22 protein-coding genes are annotated in these 18,646 nt (G+C 35.8%); 15 read left to right on the top strand and 7 right to left on the bottom strand.

What is annotated here, in order from left to right; all coding sequences use genetic code 11:
• Positions 1–88 precede the first annotated feature (88 nt).
• From H280_RS0101355 to H280_RS0101340, 3 genes are all read left to right on the top strand, one after another.
• The gene (locus tag H280_RS0101355; protein WP_020059308.1) at positions 89–1,378 is read left to right on the top strand and encodes a dihydrolipoamide acetyltransferase family protein; all 1,290 of its coding nucleotides are present in this window, start codon (positions 89–91) and stop codon (positions 1,376–1,378) included.
• Between the two features lie 6 nt (positions 1,379–1,384).
• The gene (lpdA, locus tag H280_RS0101350) at positions 1,385–2,797 is read left to right on the top strand and encodes a dihydrolipoyl dehydrogenase (RefSeq protein ID WP_020059307.1); all 1,413 of its coding nucleotides are present in this window, start codon (positions 1,385–1,387) and stop codon (positions 2,795–2,797) included.
• Positions 2,798–3,265: 468 nt separating this feature from the next.
• Entirely contained in the window at positions 3,266–3,499 is a 234-nt protein-coding gene (locus H280_RS0101340) for a hypothetical protein (protein WP_020059306.1), read from the top strand.
• On the opposite strand, the gene H280_RS0101335 is transcribed toward H280_RS0101340, so the two are convergent.
• Positions 3,496–3,888 carry a DUF1885 family protein gene (locus H280_RS0101335; RefSeq protein WP_020059305.1) on the bottom strand — a complete coding sequence of 131 codons (393 nt, stop codon included), beginning with the start codon at positions 3,886–3,888 and terminating at the stop codon, positions 3,496–3,498. The two genes, H280_RS0101340 and H280_RS0101335, sit on opposite strands and share 4 nt — an antisense overlap.
• 131 nt (positions 3,889–4,019) lie before the next feature.
• On the opposite strand from H280_RS0101335, the gene H280_RS0101330 reads away from it, so the two are divergent.
• Positions 4,020–4,316 (top strand): DUF3055 domain-containing protein, encoded by a 297-nt coding sequence (locus tag H280_RS0101330; RefSeq protein ID WP_020059304.1) that lies wholly within the window; start codon positions 4,020–4,022, stop codon positions 4,314–4,316.
• Between the two features lie 474 nt (positions 4,317–4,790).
• The gene (locus H280_RS0101325; protein WP_020059303.1) at positions 4,791–4,922 is read left to right on the top strand and encodes a GapA-binding peptide SR1P; all 132 of its coding nucleotides are present in this window, start codon (positions 4,791–4,793) and stop codon (positions 4,920–4,922) included.
• Positions 4,923–4,953: 31 nt separating this feature from the next.
• Here the strand turns inward: H280_RS0101325 and H280_RS0101320 are convergent, their stop codons facing one another.
• Positions 4,954–5,784, bottom strand: coding sequence for a protein-glutamine gamma-glutamyltransferase (locus H280_RS0101320; protein ID WP_020059302.1), 831 nt, complete (start codon positions 5,782–5,784; stop codon positions 4,954–4,956).
• A 334-nt stretch (positions 5,785–6,118) separates the two neighbouring features.
• A complete protein-coding gene (locus H280_RS0101315) occupies positions 6,119–7,603 on the bottom strand; it encodes an aminotransferase class I/II-fold pyridoxal phosphate-dependent enzyme (protein ID WP_155894956.1) in 1,485 nt (494 codons plus the stop codon).
• 472 nt (positions 7,604–8,075) lie between these two features.
• On the opposite strand from H280_RS0101315, the gene H280_RS0101310 reads away from it, so the two are divergent.
• Positions 8,076–8,345, top strand: coding sequence for a UPF0223 family protein (locus H280_RS0101310; protein WP_020059300.1), 270 nt, complete (start codon positions 8,076–8,078; stop codon positions 8,343–8,345).
• An 82-nt stretch (positions 8,346–8,427) separates the two neighbouring features.
• Here H280_RS0101310 and H280_RS0101305 read toward each other — a convergent pair whose 3' ends face one another.
• The gene (locus H280_RS0101305; RefSeq protein ID WP_020059299.1) at positions 8,428–9,054 is read right to left on the bottom strand and encodes a YktB family protein; all 627 of its coding nucleotides are present in this window, start codon (positions 9,052–9,054) and stop codon (positions 8,428–8,430) included.
• Between the two features lie 208 nt (positions 9,055–9,262).
• Here H280_RS0101305 and H280_RS0101300 point away from each other — a divergent pair, with 208 nt between their 5' ends.
• Positions 9,263–9,451 (top strand): hypothetical protein, encoded by a 189-nt coding sequence (locus H280_RS0101300; protein ID WP_020059298.1) that lies wholly within the window; start codon positions 9,263–9,265, stop codon positions 9,449–9,451.
• Between the two features lie 88 nt (positions 9,452–9,539).
• Positions 9,540–10,328, top strand: a complete 789-nt coding sequence (locus H280_RS0101295; protein ID WP_020059297.1) for an inositol monophosphatase family protein — start codon at positions 9,540–9,542, stop codon at positions 10,326–10,328.
• Between the two features lie 67 nt (positions 10,329–10,395).
• On the opposite strand, the gene H280_RS0101290 is transcribed toward H280_RS0101295, so the two are convergent.
• Positions 10,396–10,575 (bottom strand): DUF5325 family protein, encoded by a 180-nt coding sequence (locus tag H280_RS0101290; protein WP_020059296.1) that lies wholly within the window; start codon positions 10,573–10,575, stop codon positions 10,396–10,398.
• Positions 10,576–10,717: 142 nt separating this feature from the next.
• Between H280_RS0101290 and typA the strand changes: the two genes are divergently transcribed.
• From typA to H280_RS0101275, 3 genes are all read left to right on the top strand, one after another.
• The gene (gene typA, locus H280_RS0101285) at positions 10,718–12,559 is read left to right on the top strand and encodes a translational GTPase TypA (RefSeq protein WP_020059295.1); all 1,842 of its coding nucleotides are present in this window, start codon (positions 10,718–10,720) and stop codon (positions 12,557–12,559) included.
• 165 nt (positions 12,560–12,724) lie between these two features.
• On the top strand, positions 12,725–13,027 hold the full coding sequence (locus tag H280_RS0101280; RefSeq protein WP_028411052.1) for a YlaH-like family protein: 303 nt from the start codon (positions 12,725–12,727) through the stop codon (positions 13,025–13,027).
• A gap of 14 nt (positions 13,028–13,041) precedes the next feature.
• A complete protein-coding gene (locus tag H280_RS0101275; RefSeq protein ID WP_020059293.1) occupies positions 13,042–13,317 on the top strand; it encodes a hypothetical protein in 276 nt (91 codons plus the stop codon).
• 337 nt (positions 13,318–13,654) lie between these two features.
• Here H280_RS0101275 and H280_RS0101270 read toward each other — a convergent pair whose 3' ends face one another.
• The gene (locus H280_RS0101270; protein ID WP_020059292.1) at positions 13,655–13,855 is read right to left on the bottom strand and encodes a YlaI family protein; all 201 of its coding nucleotides are present in this window, start codon (positions 13,853–13,855) and stop codon (positions 13,655–13,657) included.
• 255 nt (positions 13,856–14,110) lie between these two features.
• On the opposite strand from H280_RS0101270, the gene H280_RS0101265 reads away from it, so the two are divergent.
• The gene (locus H280_RS0101265) at positions 14,111–14,566 is read left to right on the top strand and encodes a pyridoxamine 5'-phosphate oxidase family protein (protein ID WP_020059291.1); all 456 of its coding nucleotides are present in this window, start codon (positions 14,111–14,113) and stop codon (positions 14,564–14,566) included.
• A 166-nt stretch (positions 14,567–14,732) separates the two neighbouring features.
• Complete coding sequence (locus tag H280_RS0101260; protein ID WP_020059290.1) at positions 14,733–16,061, top strand: PhoH family protein; 1,329 nt, start codon at positions 14,733–14,735, stop codon at positions 16,059–16,061.
• A 77-nt stretch (positions 16,062–16,138) separates the two neighbouring features.
• Here the strand turns inward: H280_RS0101260 and H280_RS0101255 are convergent, their stop codons facing one another.
• Positions 16,139–16,636 carry a hypothetical protein gene (locus H280_RS0101255; protein ID WP_020059289.1) on the bottom strand — a complete coding sequence of 166 codons (498 nt, stop codon included), beginning with the start codon at positions 16,634–16,636 and terminating at the stop codon, positions 16,139–16,141.
• 148 nt (positions 16,637–16,784) lie between these two features.
• Here H280_RS0101255 and H280_RS0101250 point away from each other — a divergent pair, with 148 nt between their 5' ends.
• The gene (locus H280_RS0101250) at positions 16,785–17,069 is read left to right on the top strand and encodes a YlaN family protein (protein ID WP_020059288.1); all 285 of its coding nucleotides are present in this window, start codon (positions 16,785–16,787) and stop codon (positions 17,067–17,069) included.
• Positions 17,070–17,209: 140 nt separating this feature from the next.
• Positions 17,210–18,412 carry an FtsW/RodA/SpoVE family cell cycle protein gene (locus H280_RS0101245; protein ID WP_020059287.1) on the top strand — a complete coding sequence of 401 codons (1,203 nt, stop codon included), beginning with the start codon at positions 17,210–17,212 and terminating at the stop codon, positions 18,410–18,412.
• Positions 18,413–18,646: the final 234 nt, after the last annotated feature.

Here is an 18,646-nt window from a genome sequence, read left to right as displayed (position 1 = left end):
TTGAATTTTATGTGCAAAAGAAATCAGCGTGTGCTGACTTCTTTTGCAATTTCTAATAATAATGATATGAATCAGGGGGCTGAAATCCGTGGCATTTGAATTTAAACTACCAGATATTGGTGAAGGTATCCACGAAGGTGAAATCGTAAAATGGTTTATTAAACCAGGCGATGAAGTAAACGAAGACGATGTACTTCTTGAAGTGCAAAATGATAAAGCAGTTGTAGAAATTCCTTCTCCAGTAAAAGGAAAAGTACTTGACATTCTTGTAGAAGAAGGTACAGTAGCAATAGTAGGAGATGTTCTTGTTAAATTTGATGCTCCTGGCTATGAAAACCTTAAATTTAAAGGTGACGATCATGATGATGCACCGAAAGCTGAAGAAGTAAAAGAGGAAGCTCCAGCAGCAGAGGCTACTCCAGCAGCAACTGAAGAAGTAGTGAATGAGCGCGTAATTGCTATGCCTTCTGTTCGTAAATATGCACGTGAAAAAGGCGTAGACATTCGTCTAGTAGCTGGCACTGGTAAAAACGGTCGTGTTGTAAAAGCTGACATCGAAGCATTTGCAAATGGTGGACAAGCAGCAGTAGCGGCAACTGAAGCTCCAGTAGCGGCAGAAACTCCAGCAGCTGCGAAAGAAGAAGCTCCAAAAGCACAACCAATTCCAGCTGGTGAATACCCAGAAACTCGTGAGAAAATGAGCGGTATTCGTAAAGCAATTGCAAAAGCAATGGTTAACTCTAAACATACAGCTCCTCACGTAACGTTAATGGACGAAGTAGATGTAACAGAACTTGTTGCTCACCGCAAGAAGTTCAAAGCTGTTGCAGCTGACAAAGGTATTAAATTAACTTACCTTCCATACGTTGTAAAAGCGTTAACATCTGCACTACGCGAATACCCAATGCTGAACACTTCTTTAGATGATGCAAATCAAGAGATTGTTCACAAACATTACTTCAACATCGGTATCGCAGCTGATACAGACAAAGGTCTATTGGTACCAGTTGTTAAAGATACAGATCGCAAATCTATCTTCACAATCTCTAACGAGATCAATGAACTTGCTGGTAAAGCACGTGAAGGTCGCTTAGCTCCAGCAGAGATGAAAGGTGCTTCTTGCACAATTACAAACATTGGTTCTGCAGGTGGACAATGGTTCACTCCAGTTATTAACCACCCAGAAGTAGCAATTCTAGGTATCGGTCGTATCGCTGAGAAACCAGTTGTGAAAAACGGTGAAATCGTTGCAGCTCCAGTATTAGCATTATCTTTAAGCTTTGATCATCGCTTAATCGACGGTGCAACAGCTCAGAAAGCATTAAACCAAATTAAACGTCTATTAAACGACCCACAATTATTAGTAATGGAGGCGTAATAAACAATGGTAGTAGGAGATTTCCCAATTGAATTAGATACAGTCGTTGTTGGTGCAGGTCCTGGTGGATATGTTGCAGCAATTCGTGCAGCACAATTAGGACAAAAAGTAGCTATTATTGAAAAAGCTAACCTTGGTGGTGTTTGCTTAAACGTTGGATGTATTCCTTCTAAAGCGTTAATTAATGCAGGTCATCGTTATGAGAATGCAAAACATTCTGATGACATGGGTATTACTGCGGAAAACGTAAAAGTTGACTTCACAAAAGTTCAAGAATGGAAAAACGGCGTAGTTAAGAAATTAACTGGCGGTGTAGAAGGCCTTCTAAAAGGTAATAAAGTTGAAATCATTCGCGGTGAAGCTTACTTCGTAGATGCAAACACATTACGCGTAATGACTGAAGAAGCAGCACAAACATATACGTTTAAAAATGCTGTTCTTGCAACAGGTTCTACACCAATTGAAATTCCTGGATTCAAATACTCTAAACGCGTTCTTAACTCAACTGGTGCTTTAAGCTTACCAGAAATTCCGAAAAAGCTTGTTGTAATCGGTGGCGGTTACATCGGTATGGAATTAGGTACTGCATATGCAAACTTCGGTACAGAAGTTACAGTATTAGAAGCTGGCGATGAAATTTTAGCTGGTTTCGAAAAAGCAATGAGCCAAGTTGTAAAACGTGCACTTCAGAAAAAAGGTAACGTAACAATCCATACAAAAGCTATGGCTAAAGGCGTTGAAGAAACTGAAAGCGGCGTAACAGTTAGCTTCGAAGTAAAAGGCGAAGTACAAACTGTTGAAGCTGATTATGTATTAGTAACTGTAGGTCGTCGTCCAAATACGCAAGAAATTGGTCTTGAGCAAGTTGGCATTAAAATGACTGACCGTGGTGTAATCGAAATCGATGAGCAATGCCGCACAAATGTACCAAATATCTATGCAATTGGTGATATCGTTCCTGGACCACCATTAGCTCATAAAGCTTCTTACGAAGGTAAAGTAGCTGTTGAAGCAATTAGCGGTCATGCATCAGCAATCGATTACATCGGAATTCCAGCAGTATGCTTCACTGATCCAGAATTAGCATCTGTTGGTTATACGAAAAAACAAGCAGAAGAAGCTGGAATGACAGTAGCAGTTTCTAAATTCCCATTCGCTGCTAACGGACGTGCATTATCGTTAAACAGCACAGATGGTTTCGTACAGCTTGTAACTCGTAAAGAAGATGGTCTTATTGTAGGTGCACAAGTTGCAGGTGCAGGCGCTTCTGATATTATTTCTGAGCTTGGTTTAGCTATCGAAGCTGGAATGACAGCTGAAGATATCGCTCAAACAATTCATGCTCATCCAACATTAGGTGAAATCACAATGGAAGCAGCTGAAGTTGCTCTTGGAATGCCAATTCACATTGTAAAATAATATAAGAAAAATAAAACAGCCGTCTCCTAGCTATTAGGAGGCGGCTGTTTTATTTATATAAATTCATTTTAATTTTTCAACATCTTTGTCTAGCTCCAGCGGCTAGAACAGTCGGTGGCTTCGCATCTTCCGCTTTTCTTTATAAGTTGTTGCTATGTAGAATACAGCATGACCGCTTCTTGCTTTCTTCTTCTGTTTTAAAACTTGCATGTGATAGAAAAAGGCCTCGACCGTTTGTATGCGCGGCTAGATACTCTCGTCCTCTTTAAAATGAAAGGGGTTTTTATGTCGTTTTTTTAGTAATTAGTACATACATCCAAATTACTGCTATACAAAATAAAAAATGTGATAATTAGCTAAAAAATAAGCCACTTTACTTCTTCTGCCTGTTCTCTCATATATATGTAATGTTTTCTTTTAGCGCCCATATATTGTAATACAATAGGACGTGCGAAAGGAGGCAACAACATGAAAATGACTTTTGTTGCTTTGTTTCATTTTATTATATGGAGCGGATTTTCCATTGTGTTATTGCTATCAAGTCGCGATAAATTGCATTACAAAGTACTGCTCTTTTTTGTGTTCTTTTATTTGGCTTATGTTATTGCTCATATGATGTTGCACTCCAGAAAAGAGGCGGTGTTTTTCACTATCATTAATAGTTTTTTCTTTTTTATGAGTAAGCTGCTCTTTTTTAGTTAACGTTTATAAAAGTACATTGTTCTGCCGTTAAAAAGCTGTAACTCTCCTTCTAATTTCTTTGCTAAAAATCTGCAAAATTCATTAGCTTTTCCTTTATCTCCAAATGTTGCAGTAGATGGTAATGTAATTTGTATAAAAAATTGTTCGTTTTCAATTCCTATTCCTACATAAATAGAATGATAGCGTTCATGATTAGATTTCAAACAGAGTGTTGTATCTGAAGTATCAACCGTTTCGTATGGAAAGGCAGTGCTTGCGTATGAAAAGCCGAGTTGGTGACCTGTCTGAGATGTAATTGTTTTATAGTAATGAAATAGTTGTTTAACATCGTCTAGAGAAATAGATTGCTGTGTTGAATTTGGGCCAAGTTTAATGAATGCATCTTGCATAATAAACCTCCTAAGGGCATAGTATATTACTATTTTAACATTGTTGCAAATTTTTTGACAATTAAAAGGGATCTTGCTTTTTTTGTTTAATATATACATTGTGGATAAATCAAGAAGAAAGGAGAGGGACAATGTTTGAAAAATTATATGATGAACATGAAAATACAAAAGTCCGTTTTCTTGGTTTTATGACAAATGATACACGGTATGATTTTGGTGTGGTGTACACAACAATGTTTTTTGGTAAACCTCTTGTTGTTTGTATGCAGACTGGTCGAGCAACTCTCCTTGGACAGGATGATATTGAAAATGTGCACCATTTACAAGATGTCTTTAAACTTAAAACGAGTGAAGAAGCAACTGATTTAGCACAGTTTTTTAAGTTTCTATTGCCACCTACTTCTGTACATGCTGAATATGAGGAATAATTGTGTAAAAGCAGTCGTAATAATAAATATACGGCTGCTTATTATTTATAAATGTTTCGTAACTAATCAGTTACTGTATGAAAAAAGGAAGAAAAGCATTTTTTTTAAATAGGCGAGAGGGACTGGCGATGCATAGGAGCGATCAGTGCCTTTTCCTACCACGTGCAAGGTTTGAAAACAAAAGTAGACAATACGTGCAGGCTCCTGCCCTGTTTGTATGACAGCAGTCTATATGCCGAAAAATGAATTTATAAGTAATAGAGAGACACATCTTCACTAGAATCATACCCGTTTCTAAATTTCTAAAATGTATAGCTGAGTAGTTTGAATGTTTCATACTAATAAAAACGGAAAAATAATTAATGTGTCATAATTAAAACTATTGACTAAAAGAGTATAACATATTAAAATAAAGACAGAAGTTAAGCGGTTACAAAAAGTCTTGGGGATAACAATATTAGGGGGAATTAAAAAATGGGAACTATCGTATGTCAAATTTGTGAGAACACAATTGCGCATTTTGAGGATGAAAAAGTAACGGTATTATACGGAAAATGCGGTTCTAAATGTGAGTGTGAGCATAAAGAACATACTAAAGCCCAATAAATAAACAAACGCCTGCATATGCAGGCGTTTTTTAGTGGATTGAAGTCGTGTGGCCAATTGATGCAATGATTGCATCGTCTCGAATGGGAATGAGGTCAATTTCTGTCTGCATTTTCTTTGGAGAGGCAAATTGACTCATCATGCGACTATCTATACGTGTTAAAAAATCTGTTAAATATGCTGTTAAAAAAGCGAAAGGAATACGTCGTTGATTCAGTGCATCAATAATTTGACTTTCTGTTTTTACACCGACACCATGCCCGTAAAAAAAGAAATTTCCTAAATAAATCGCATTTTCTCCTTGCCATTCAATTGTTGCTGGGTTTACTTGTGGATTTTTAAAGTAAACAAGGTCACCAGGAACAATTTCTCCTCCTGTTTTTGTAATGAGTTTTAAATCCTTATCATAATCCCATGTATATAAGTAAAGATTTGCAAATAAACGATTAAACGTTTCCTCGTCATACAATGCTAACAGTGATTTATAGAAAATAATAATCATTGCAGTTGCACATTCTGTTCCATATTTTTTGCCGTTTAGAAAAATATCGCGAATCGCAAAAGAGGGTAACACATTAGGGCGAAGCTGAAAGCCACCTAAAGGCGTTCTTTCCCAAAATTCAGGATTACAGTAAGATTCCCTAAATGTTCGAAATTGTAATCCGCTGTTAAATAGTTCTAAAGCAGAAGTGATGATATGAACACGGATATTTATATCAAAAATTAATTCTTGTAATGATTGGAAGTTGTATACCTCTTGATTTCCGGTCATAATTTCTAAAATCTGTTGTTTTTCCGAAAAGAAAGGTTCGTTTTCATTTTTTATATATGGATGTACAATGGAACGGCCAATTACAATCATAAGATCCCACCTATATGTTTACATTCTTTTGGTTTTGTATTAAAGAGCGGTGAGGCTCTCAGCTTAGAATTTAGAGGAATTACTACCTAGATGTGTCTAATGGATTCCCACCTACTAATGTGACCCGTATACGAACGGACTAAAGCTTTTAGTGATGAAAGGATAGAACTATCCGTAAGAGCTGGATTGGGCAGGTTTTTCGCCTCATGGAAGTTTCACTTTATATCGTATGAATAGGCGAATAAAGGGTGCATAGAAAAAAGAATATGAAGGCTGGAAGAGGAGTGTTTAAGAATAAAAAATCCCACTCCAAAGATATGAAGTGGGAAGGAAATTATTCGTTAATTGCTTTATATTCTTTAATGACACGTAAAGTTTGCAATGTCATGTCTTCAGGACCTTGTACTGGTAATCCTGCTTCTAAATTCTTTTGAATATAGCCTAAATTTTCTTTTGTAATAATTTCACCAGGAGTAAAAATTGGAATACCTGGTGGATAGACCATAACGAAATCAGCTATAATGCGACCAGCAGCTTCTGCAAAAGGAACAACTTCTGTTTCAGAATAAAAGGCATCGCGCGGAGATAGCGCAAGTACAGGGATTTCTGGAATCTCCACTTGCACTTGAACACCTTTTTCTGCTCTATGTTTAAAGGTAGCTGATAAATCATGCAGAGCACGCACTAGTAGATTTGTTTCATCTTCTGTATCTCCAAGTGTAACAAGACACAGAATGTTATATAGATCGGAAAGCTCGACTTCTATATTATAATGCTGTCTTAACCATAACTCTACATCGTGTCCTGTAATGCCTAATTCTTTTACAGAAATAATAAGCTTTGTTGGATCATAATCAAAGGTTGCATCTGTTCCTAACAGCTCTTTACCAGGACAATATAGGTGATCAATCTCATTTACTCGCTCTCGAACTTCTTCTGCTAATTGAATAGTTTTCGTAATAAGTTCTTGGCCTTCTGTTGCAAGACGCTTTCTTGCAACATCAAGTGAAGCTAATAAAATATAAGATGTTGAAGTTGTTGTCAGCATACTAATAATCGATTGAACGTGCTTTACGTTTACAAGCCCTTCTTTTACATTCAAAATAGAACTTTGTGTTAATGAGCCGCCTAGTTTGTGAACACTTGTTGCAGCCATATCAGCACCAGCTTGCATTGCTGACATTGGCATTTTGTCATGAAAATGAATATGAACACCATGAGCTTCATCTACTAGTACTGGCATATTGTATGAATGTACTAACTTTACAATTTGTTCTAAGTCAGCTGCAAATCCAAAATATGTTGGATTAATGACAAGGAGTCCTTTAGCATCTGGGTGTTCTTCAAGCGCTTTTTTTACAGAAGGAATTGTAATTCCGTGTGAAATTCCTAATATTGGATCAATTTCCGGATGAATAAAAATTGGTTTTGCGCCTGAGAAAATAATTGCTGACAGTATAGATTTATGAACATTACGCGGTACAAGAATTTTATCTCCAGGACCACAAACGCTCATCACCATTGTCATAATTGCTCCACTTGTTCCTTGGACAGAAAAAAATGTATGATCAGCGCCAAAAGCTTTTGCTGCCAAATCTTGAGCATGTTTAATCATACCTTTTGGATGATGTAAATCATCGAGCGGTGCAATATTAATTAAATCAATTGATAATGCATTATGCCCAATAAATTCGCGGAATTCAGGATCCATTCCTTGTCCTTTTTTATGACCTGGAATATGAAATTGAACTGGATTTCGCATGCTGTGCTCTTTTAAAGCAGTGAACAATGGTGTTTCGTATTGGGACAATTTATACACCCCTTCTTTTTTCGTTAATATTTATTAATTATGTTTTATAATTATCCTGTTACACTATTCAATTGTAGAAGAGAAACTCTTACTACCATTTGAAGTATCCCTTTGTGTTCTATAAAACAAAAGCATTATATCACCTATAAGAGAAGATGTATAGAAAAATAATAATGGTAATTATCGTTTCTTTATGTTGGCAGGGCTATGCGTAAAAAATGAATCACTGGGCTAATAAAAATTCAAGGATAGAGTATCAACGAACGGAGCTTGAGCAAAATAAGTGACGGAAAGAGTGAAAGATATCCTGATTAACGGATGCTATTTTCGCTGGATTCAAGAAAAAATAGCATGGACAAGATTTCGAATTGGTAAAGAAAACTATTAGTGACTAAGCATACAGGTGGAAGTTTCACTTTATCTCGCGTATGATAATGAAGAAGAACAAATTAGAGTGTGCTGGAATAGATGGGGTGTTATTATGGAATATCAATATCCAATTCATTATGATTGGTCAACAGAAGAAATGATTGCAGTAATTAAATTTTATGAAGCGATTGAACAAGCTCATGAAAAAGGGTTGAAAAGAGAAAATCTGATGAGTTTGTATCGTCATTTTAAAGAAATTGTACCAGGAAAAGCAGAGGAAAAGAAAATCGACAAAGAATTCCAAGAAGTGAGTGGTTATTCCATTTATCGTACAATTCAAAAGGCGAAAAATTTACAAGAAGAAGATATCGTTAAATTGTAAAGATTTTTTGAAAAATAAAAAATGAAGTGTTATAATGGGATAACAACTAAAAACGGACAATACAAATATTGTCCGTTTTGCTTTATCGATTACAGATTTTATATAAAGGAAGGAGTGAGTGCATCGTTGCTTCAATTTTTTGGATGAATTGTTCATCAGTAAGATTTTCAAATTCTTCTGGAGAAATGTGAATTCCTACTAATAATTCTGCTTTTTTAACAGTGCTTAACCGCTCAATTATTTTTTGTAGCTCTTCTAATTGAAGAGTGCTATGTAATTTCACATCAGGCTTAGTATGGTCAATGGACCAAACGAAATCATTTGGTATATTTGTTTTTAAATCATTTAAATGCTTTAAAAAGGCATGAGCCGCTTCCATTTTTTGTGGGCACTCATAAATTAAACCAAAGTATATAAAAGCATGTGTCCCCCATAGTCCAATTTGAAAATGTGGTAGCATTTTATATCCGCGTTTATTTGTTGAAAATGCAACCCAAGTATCGTTTGGTGGATTGACTTTACGACGTGCATGTTTCGCGACATGATAGAAAAAAGATTCACCAGTTTCATTTGTTAAGAAATGAGAAATTTGTCCGCCGAGAGCTTCTAACTTCGGATGAATGTTTGCTTTAATTGCAGCCATTCTTTCTTCTAGACCATCCACAGAGAACACAGTGAAGTCTTTTTCTTTGAAAGTTTTCGATGTCATGGTTGTTCCTCCAACTCCTAGTTTGTTTTTATTCTAACATAGCTTGTACAATTCATAAAAAAAGACGCTTATAAAAAAATTTCAGATAAAAATGCAAATTAGTTGCATAGATGATTTATCCCACATAATATAGTATAAAACAAAAAATCAGAAAATTGAGTAAATTCAAAATCGAGGGCGAACGAATATTGGGAGGAGGCAAACGAATATGAGACAGGTAATTAACGCATTAAAAAGAACAGATGCAGAGAAGAGAATTCCGGTGTTACGTTTAGAATTAGATTATGAATTAGCAACGCTATATGATGCAATGATGGAAAAAGACGACATGAAAAAAGAAGAGTGTATGAAAAAATTAGAAGTGTTAAGACTTGAAATGATCCGGTTGGAGGCGTAATAATAGTGTATGTATAAAAAATTAGTTGGTGCGAACCTTATAAAGGGTTCGTTTTTTCTGTGAACTGTACAGATCGGAGTGTTTAAATATGCAAGAGGTATGGGAAGAAATTGATGCATACGCAAAACAATGGATCAAAGAAGCGGGGCAGCACCTTGTTTCATCAATGAAGCAGTCTCTTATTATTGAAACGAAGTCAAATGCCTCTGATTTAGTAACAAATATGGATCGAGAAATTGAACAATTTTTTATTGGGAAAATTAAAGAGACATTTCCTAAACACTATATTCTCGGAGAAGAAGGATATGGAGATGAGCTTGCTTCAACGGATGGGGTTTTGTGGTTAATTGATCCAATTGATGGAACGATGAATTTTGTTCATCAAAAGCGAAATTTTGCAATTTCAATTGGCATATATGAGAATGGTATTGGGAAAATTGGTCTCGTATATGATCCAGTTCATGATGAGCTATATCATGCGAAAATGGGTTTTGGAGCATTTTGTAATGAAGTGAAAATCCCATCATTACAGCCAAGTGAAGTATCTTTAGGAGTAATTGCTGTAAATGCTACGTGGCTTACTGATAACCCTCGTCTCGATATGAGGAAAATGGCACAACTTGTAAAAAAAGCAAGAGGAACACGTTCGTATGGCTGTGCAGCACTTGAAATGGTATATGTAGCAACAGGACGATTAGATGCATATGTGACGCCTCGCTTGTCTCCATGGGATTTTGGCGGTGGGAAGATTATTGTAGAAGAGGTTGGAGGAAAAGTAACTACTTTTACTGGAGAGTTGCTCCAAATTATTGAGAAGAGCAGCGTTCTTGTTGCAAGACCAGGTGTGTATGAAGAGATGTTGCAATATGTACAATAGGTGTATAAAATCCAGAGAAAAAACAAAAAAGTAAGAGGCATAGAAAATTGCTTCTTACTTTTTGTTGTTATTGTAGTTTACGCATTTTTCTTTTTGTTATAAATCCGTATCCGATTGTAAAAATCGTACCGACAATACAAATAGTAACACCGATTGGGCTATTCTCAGCAATCATAATTCCAATACCAATCATAAAAATAACGCCAATGATAGCTGTTAATAAAAAACGATATTGAATTTGTTCCATATATTTCACCCTCCAAGTCTCATTGTACTTTCACAAAAGTGAGAATACAACTATATTTTCATTCTTGATTTTATTTTGATTGCTATTGTATCCCCTTCGCTCTTATAATAGAAAAGGATTAAAAAGACATTAGGAGTTGGACATGTTGAAAAAACGAGAAGATTTACGAAATATAGCAATTATCGCCCACGTTGACCATGGGAAAACAACACTTGTTGACCAATTGTTACGTCAAGCGGGGACGTTCCGTGCAAATGAGCACGTTGAAGAACGTGCGATGGATTCGAATGATTTAGAAAGAGAACGCGGTATTACTATTTTAGCAAAAAATACAGCGATTCACTATGAAGATAAACGAATTAATATTTTAGATACACCTGGACACGCTGACTTCGGTGGTGAAGTAGAGCGTATTATGAAAATGGTTGATGGTGTGTTACTTGTTGTTGATGCATATGAAGGTTGTATGCCACAAACACGATTTGTTTTAAAGAAAGCACTTGAGCAAAATTTAACGCCAATCGTTGTTGTGAATAAAATTGACCGTGACTTTGCTCGTCCAGACGAAGTGGTTGATGAAGTAGTTGATTTATTCATCGAACTTGGGGCAAACGAAGATCAGTTAGAATTCCCTGTTGTATTTGCATCAGCAATGAACGGAACAGCAAGCTTAGATTCAAACCCAGCAAATCAAGAAGAGAATATGAAATCATTGTTTGACACAATTATTGAACATATTCCAGCACCAGTTGATAATAGTGAAGAACCACTTCAATTCCAAGTAGCACTTCTTGATTACAATGATTATGTTGGTCGTATCGGAGTTGGACGTATATTCCGCGGTACAATGAAAGTAGGGCAACAAGTTGCGTTAATGAAAGTTGATGGAAGTGTAAAACAATTCCGTGTAACAAAATTATTTGGTTACATCGGATTAAAACGTCAAGAAATTGAAGAAGCGAAAGCTGGAGACCTAGTAGCTGTTTCTGGTATGGAAGACATTAACGTTGGTGAAACGGTATGTCCAGTTGAACATCAAGAGGCATTGCCATTATTACGTATTGATGAACCAACACTACAAATGACATTCCTTGTAAATAACAGCCCATTTGCAGGTCGCGAAGGTAAATATATTACATCTCGTAAAATCGAAGAGCGTCTTCGTTCACAGCTAGAAACGGATGTAAGTTTACGTGTAGACAATACAGAATCTCCGGATGCATGGATTGTATCTGGACGTGGAGAGTTACATTTATCAATCTTGATTGAGAATATGCGTCGTGAAGGATATGAATTACAAGTATCTAAACCAGAAGTAATTATTAAAGAGGTTGACGGCGTAAGATGTGAGCCAGTAGAACGTGTACAAATTGATGTACCAGAAGAATATACTGGTTCTATTATGGAATCAATGGGAGCGCGTAAAGGTGAAATGTTAGACATGGTCAATAACGGAAACGGCCAAGTTCGTCTTACATTTATGGTTCCAGCACGTGGACTAATTGGTTACACAACTGAATTCTTAACTTTAACTCGTGGTTACGGTATTTTAAACCATACATTTGATAGCTATCAACCAGTACATGCAGGTCAAGTTGGTGGACGTCGTCAAGGTGTTTTAGTTTCACTTGAAACAGGAAAAGCATCACAGTATGGTATTATGCAAGTTGAAGACCGTGGTGTAATCTTCGTTGAACCAGGTACGGAAGTATATGCAGGTATGATTGTTGGGGAACATACACGTGAGAATGATTTAACAGTTAACGTTGTGAAAATGAAGCAACAAACTAACATTCGTTCTGCAACAAAAGACCAAACATCAACTATGAAAAAACCGCGTATTATGACTTTAGAAGAGTCATTAGAATACTTAAATGATGATGAATACTGTGAAGTAACACCAGAATCAATTCGTCTTCGTAAAAAGATTCTTGATAAGAGTGAACGTGAAAGATCAGCAAAGAAAAAGAAATTCGCTGAGTGATAAACAAAAAGAAGCGACCTCATCTGAGGTCGCTTCTTTTTTGGTTATTGAGGTTTGAATTTTCGGAATTTTTTATAGACAATGTGTAAATAGCACGCTACTCTTATAGTAGAGCATAATAGAAAGTATAACTGGGAAAAAGGGGAGTGCCAGAAAATGTCGGAAGTGATAGAAAGAATGTCATTTTTTGCGAAATTATATAATGTAGATACGAACCCTGAATTAGGAATGTGGCTTCTTTACGGTACGATTATTATATTTAGTATTATTGTTTATAATTTAGGGTTTGCTAGAAAGTTATCTTTGTTAAAGAATGTAGTAATCTATACTGCATTAATACTTGGTTGCACTATTTTAACCTTTTTTGCTGTTTTTTTGCCTGTAGGAGAAGGACTTGTTGTAGCAATTGTTATACTTGGTATATATAAATTACGTTTACGGCAAGCGAAATATTCAAAGGCAGGCTAAAGGGGGAATGAAAGATGCGTTCTGTGCAAGATGCACTATATAATTGGTTAACTATTAAAATTGTTGCAGAAGCTCGTCCATATGATGAAGCTGCTCAAGAAACATATATGCTTTTTCATAATATGTTACATGAAGATCATCAGTTAAAACATGTTACAGTAGAAAAAAAGGAAGATATGTATTTTGTTACATATGAAAGAGAAGGGGAACAGAGATCAGTTCGGTTTCCGCTCGAGTTAATTGATTGTTTTTTAGAACAGATAAACCGAGATCCAGAGAAATATAAATAAGCTCTTATCCTGTTGGATAGGAGCTTATTTATACGTTACAATTATGTACATCATATAGACGATAGGAGCTGACTAGTCCCTTTTCGAGTCAGCTCCAAGTTAAAACACCGACATAAAACCATTCTTTTTTTCGAGAGGCGAGGGCATCTGGCCGTGCATAGAAGCGGTCAGGGCTCTTTTTTGCCCCGTGCAAGATAAAACAAAAGGAGAAAGCAAGCGTAGGCTCCGTTTGTTTCTATAGCTGCAATCTATATGTCGAAAAATTAAAATGGATTCATATAGTAATGTTTATTTGATTCCTTTCAGCGTTCAAATAAACGATATTCCTATTAGCATATTACCATTCATCTTCAACCGTTTTATCACGATATAATCGGAAGTTGCCAGTCGCGTGTCTTTCTAAAGTACGTTCTGAAATTCGATCTGTACATTGTTTACACATAAATGTATGAATAGGACGATTCCGAAGCCGTTTTGCAACGGGATTTTCGTCATTTAAATCTTCTTTTTTATCACAAAGAATACATTTAACTCTCATTTTGTCACCTCGGCACAAATTCTATCTTACTTTAGTATATCATGTGCTTTAGATGTTTTTGAACTATAGGAGAAAAAATAAATATTTTCGCAATTTGAAAAATAAGTTATTATATAAGTGAAACTACTATCAACGTAAAATTATAATTTTTGCTGATGGTTAATGGATTGATATGGGCAGGTTTCTTTTCTTAAGTTTTTACAGTTAAGTGCCTGGCAGAGCGAAAGTAATATAGATGATTATGGAGGTGGAAACATGGCAAATATAGTAGAGCTAACATTAACAGACGCTTTAATGAAAGCGCTGCGTGAAGAGCGTATTGTAACAATTGCAACGACTGATTTTGAGAAAGGTATTCCAAGTGTAAGTGCGATTTCATGGGTATATGCAATGGATGAAAAAGTTATTCGTTTTGCAGTGGATCAACGCTCTCGCATTGTAGAAAATTTGCGTCATCATGCAGGGCTTGTTCTGACTGTCATGGCAGATGAGTCCGTATATTCTATAAGTGGTAGAGCGATTATAAAAACAGAGCGGATAGAAGATGTTCCGCTGAAATTAACTTTAATTGAAGTTTCTGTGCAAGAAGTGCGTGACGTAATGTTTTATGGTGCAAAACTTGCTATTGAACCGAAATATGAAAAAACATATGATCTTCGCGCTGCGGCAAAGTTAGACAATCAAGTTTTATCTGCGATGAAGGATATGTGAAAAAGGATGGGCGGCAAAGAAAGTTGTTCATCCTTTTCTTTGTATTTTAAGTAATTTTTATTCTACCTCGTTTGTACAGTACATATAATTATAACAATGGTTCGTCCATAATTATGGATGAAACCCTTGTTCTACAAATTTAATGGTGGAGTCAGGGGGTAACAGGTTGAATAAAATTTATGTGCTAGATACGAATGTGCTTTTGCAAGATCCGTTATCTATTTTTTCTTTTGAAAATAATGATGTAGTCATTCCGGCTGTTGTGTTAGAGGAAGTAGATTCAAAGAAACGCTATATGGATGAAGTTGGCAGGAATGCGCGCTATGTATCAAAACTAATAGATAAATTTCGTGAACTTGGAAAATTACATGATAGCATTCCTCTTGAAAACGGAGGGACATTTCGAATTGAGTTAAATCATCGTTCATTTGTTCAATTACAAGATATTTTTGTAGAAAAAACAAATGATAATCGTATTTTGGCTGTGGCTAAAAATTTATCATTAGAAGAGCAAGAAAAAGAAAATGGAAAGTCTGTCATCCTTGTGAGTAAGGATGTACTTGTACGAGTAAAAGCTGATGCTCTAGGTTTACAAGCTGAAGACTATTTAAGTGATCGTGTTACGGAAGTAGAAAACATATATACGGGCTTCTTAGAGTATTACATACAAAAAGAGATTTTAAACCGTTTTTATGAAAAGGGAGAGCTTCCTCTTTCTGAAATTGCGAATCATCCGTTTTATCCCAATCAATTTATTGTAATGAAAGACGCTTTAGGTGGATCAAGTTCGGCTCTTGGGATTGTAGATCATTCCGGAAAAAAGATAAAAAAGCTTATTTTTCCAAATGAGCAGATTTGGGGAATTCGTCCTCGAAATGTACAACAAATTATGGGAATGGAATTGTTGTTACGGGAAGACATTCCTCTTGTAACATTAACAGGGAAAGCTGGAACGGGGAAAACATTAATAGCATTAGCTGCGGGACTAATGCAAACAGAAGATTTGGGAATGTATAAAAAGTTACTTGTGGCAAGGCCTATTGTTCCAGTTGGAAAAGACATTGGATACTTACCAGGAGAGAAAGAAGAAAAGTTAAGACCTTGGATGCAACCGATTTATGATAATTTAGAGTATTTATTTAACACAAAAAAGCCTGGTGAATTAGATGCAATTTTAGCGGGAATGGGTTCTATTGAAGTTGAAGCTCTAACATATATTCGCGGACGTAGTATTCCAGAGCAGTTTATTATTATTGATGAAGCACAAAATTTAACGAAACATGAAGTGAAAACAATTTTAACGCGTGTCGGTGAGAGAAGCAAAATTGTTTTAATGGGAGATCCACAGCAAATTGATCATCCATATTTAGATGAATATAATAATGGTTTGACATATGTGGTAGAGAAGTTTAAAGAACAAAAAATTAGTGGACATGTGAAGTTTGTAAAAGGTGAACGCTCTAATTTAGCACAACTAGCAGCGGATTTATTGTAGGAAAGAGTGGCAATAAGCCACTCTTATTTGTTTTCTATGAACAAACAATAAGCTCTTTCTCTAATAGAATATTCATTTTACACAATAGTAAATTTTCGAATATATCGAACAGGATTATTGACATTAGAGCCATCACCGAAATAAAGGTGAACAGGGCCATCTTCTTTTAGTGGCTTCCCCTTACTAGAAAAACCGAGAATAGCATTCTTTGCTTCGTTTATTGAAATTGTTTTAATACCAGATTCAGTATGAATTTCTACATGTGTTGCGTCATTAGAAATTTCTGCGTTTTCTAAAAAAGGTAAAAAAGGTATGCCGAATGTGCCGGTAATAATTTTTTCTTTTTCAAATCTTGTAACGCTTTTATTAACAGGTGGAAAAATAGCTCCTTCTCTAATTTCACGATCCCAATGTTTGGATGCTTCTTTCGTATATTGTGCTAACTCACTTACTTTTTCTTTTGGAGTTGTAAAGTATGTTGTTAAGTCGACTTTTCGATCATCAAAAATCCAGACACTTGGATCAATTGTAATTGGAAAGCGTACATTTCCGTTAATAAATAAGATTTCATTCATTGTTGTTCCCCCATTTGTCTTATACTCCCACTTTTCAGTATAATAGGACTAGGAACAATTGTCACAGAAAATGTTTCTATTGCAATTTATGAGAACTATCGCTAATATTAATAGATAGGATAGTAGGACGGAAACGGAGGGAACCAATTTGGCGTCTGAGACAGTAACAAATCATCAGGAAAAGGCACTTGCCCTTCTACAAGCTGATGCAGAGAAAATTTTAAAACTTATTAAGGTGCAAATGGACCACCTTACGATGCCACAGTGTCCATTGTACGAAGAAGTACTCGATACACAAATGTTTGGCTTATCCCGTGAAGTTGATTTTGCGGTTCGTCTTGGTCTCATTGCAGAAGAGCAAGGTAAAGAAATTTTAGGAGAATTAGAACGCGAGCTATCGGCGCTACATGATGCTTTTACAAACAAACAATAATAGCTGGTTCAAATAAGAGGCTCAAACTGAATCAGTTTGAGCTTTTTTTGTGAAAAAAAACGATTTTTCCTGAAAAGCAGGAAGAATGCAAATACATATGGAATACAACTGTAAAAAAGAAGAGAGAAAGAGGATTTGGAATGAAAAGAGTCTGGAAGTCGATAGATTATTCTTTAGTGCTTCCTCTTGTTATCGTATGTGTGCTCGGCGTTATTATGGTGTATAGTGCCAGCACTATTGTTGCGATTACAAAGTATTATCCGAAATACGGGTGGACGAGCGATCATTTTTTTCTGTCACAGTTAAAAGCGTTAATTATCGGAACAATTGGCTTGCTTATTGCTATGTTTGTTCCCTTTCAAGTTTGGCGAAAGCGTATCATTACTGTTTTAATCGTTGTGTTTAGCATTGGGATGCTATCAATTGTTTTGAAATGGGGAATTAAGGTCAATAATGCGCGATCTTGGATATTTGGTATACAACCATCGGAGTTTGTTAAGTTAGGAATTATTGTTGTATTGGCGCGTTTTTATGCAAAAAAGCAAGCGACAGATGGACCGATTTGGCATGGTGCTGGCCGAGTGTTTCTTTTTTTATTCATAACAATTTGTTTAATTTTAAAACAGCCTGATTTAGGGACAACGTTATTAATTTTGTCAACCATTGCAATTATGACGTTTTGTTCAGGAATACCGTTTCAAGTTTGGATAAAACGAATTGCCCTTACATCTATTATATGGATTCCGCTCGGATATTTTATAGGAAAGAGTATTTTATCACCTGTTCAAATTGCGCGGTTTACTACGTTTTGGAATCCGTTTGGGGATGCCCAAGGGAGTGGATTTCAATTAGTCAATTCGTTTATTGGAATTGCTTCAGGTGGTATAGGTGGTAGAGGATTAGGAAATAGTGTCCAAAAGTATGGGTATTTACCAGAACCGCATACAGACTTTATTATGGCGATTGTATCTGAGGAACTAGGATTTGTTGGGGTGTCAATTATCTTAATAGGTTTACTAGTTATTGTCGTTCGTGCTTTCCGAATTGCCCAAAGATGTAAAGATCCTTTTGGAAGTTTACTTGCTATTGGGATCGGGAGTATGATAGGGGTGCAATCTATTGTAAACTTAGGCGGCATTACGGGAATTATGCCACTTACTGGTGTGCCTCTTCCGTTTGTTAGTTATGGTGGTACTTCTTTAGTGTCAACCTTAGCGGCAATGGGAATTTTATTAAATGTAGCTAGTTTTGTGAAACAGCAAGAAAAAAGAGAGCAGCAAGAACGAGAACAACAAGAACAAGAACAACCTAAACAAGAGAGACACCTTGTTGTTGTAAAATAAAAGAAGCTTTGTACGTTTGTACAAAGCTTCTTTTATTTGTATAGCTTCAGAAAAAAGATGATTATTTTATTATTTCACAATAAAGAGTATGTCACATTAGTTAAATGTGTTCTACAAAAAGGATGGTTGCTTCCTTTATTTTATGCTATACTAATTTTGTCATATAAAATGGACAGAATGCTTATCATTTGTCAAAAAATAAGGTATGATGAATAAAAATAAAGTGAAGCTTAC

This window comes from Bacillus sp. 123MFChir2, assembly GCF_000383235.1.
GTDB lineage: Bacteria > Bacillota > Bacilli > Bacillales > Bacillaceae_G > Bacillus_A.
The sequence above is the reverse complement of the archived record's forward strand: the minus strand, read 5'-3'. Positions and strand labels throughout refer to the sequence as shown.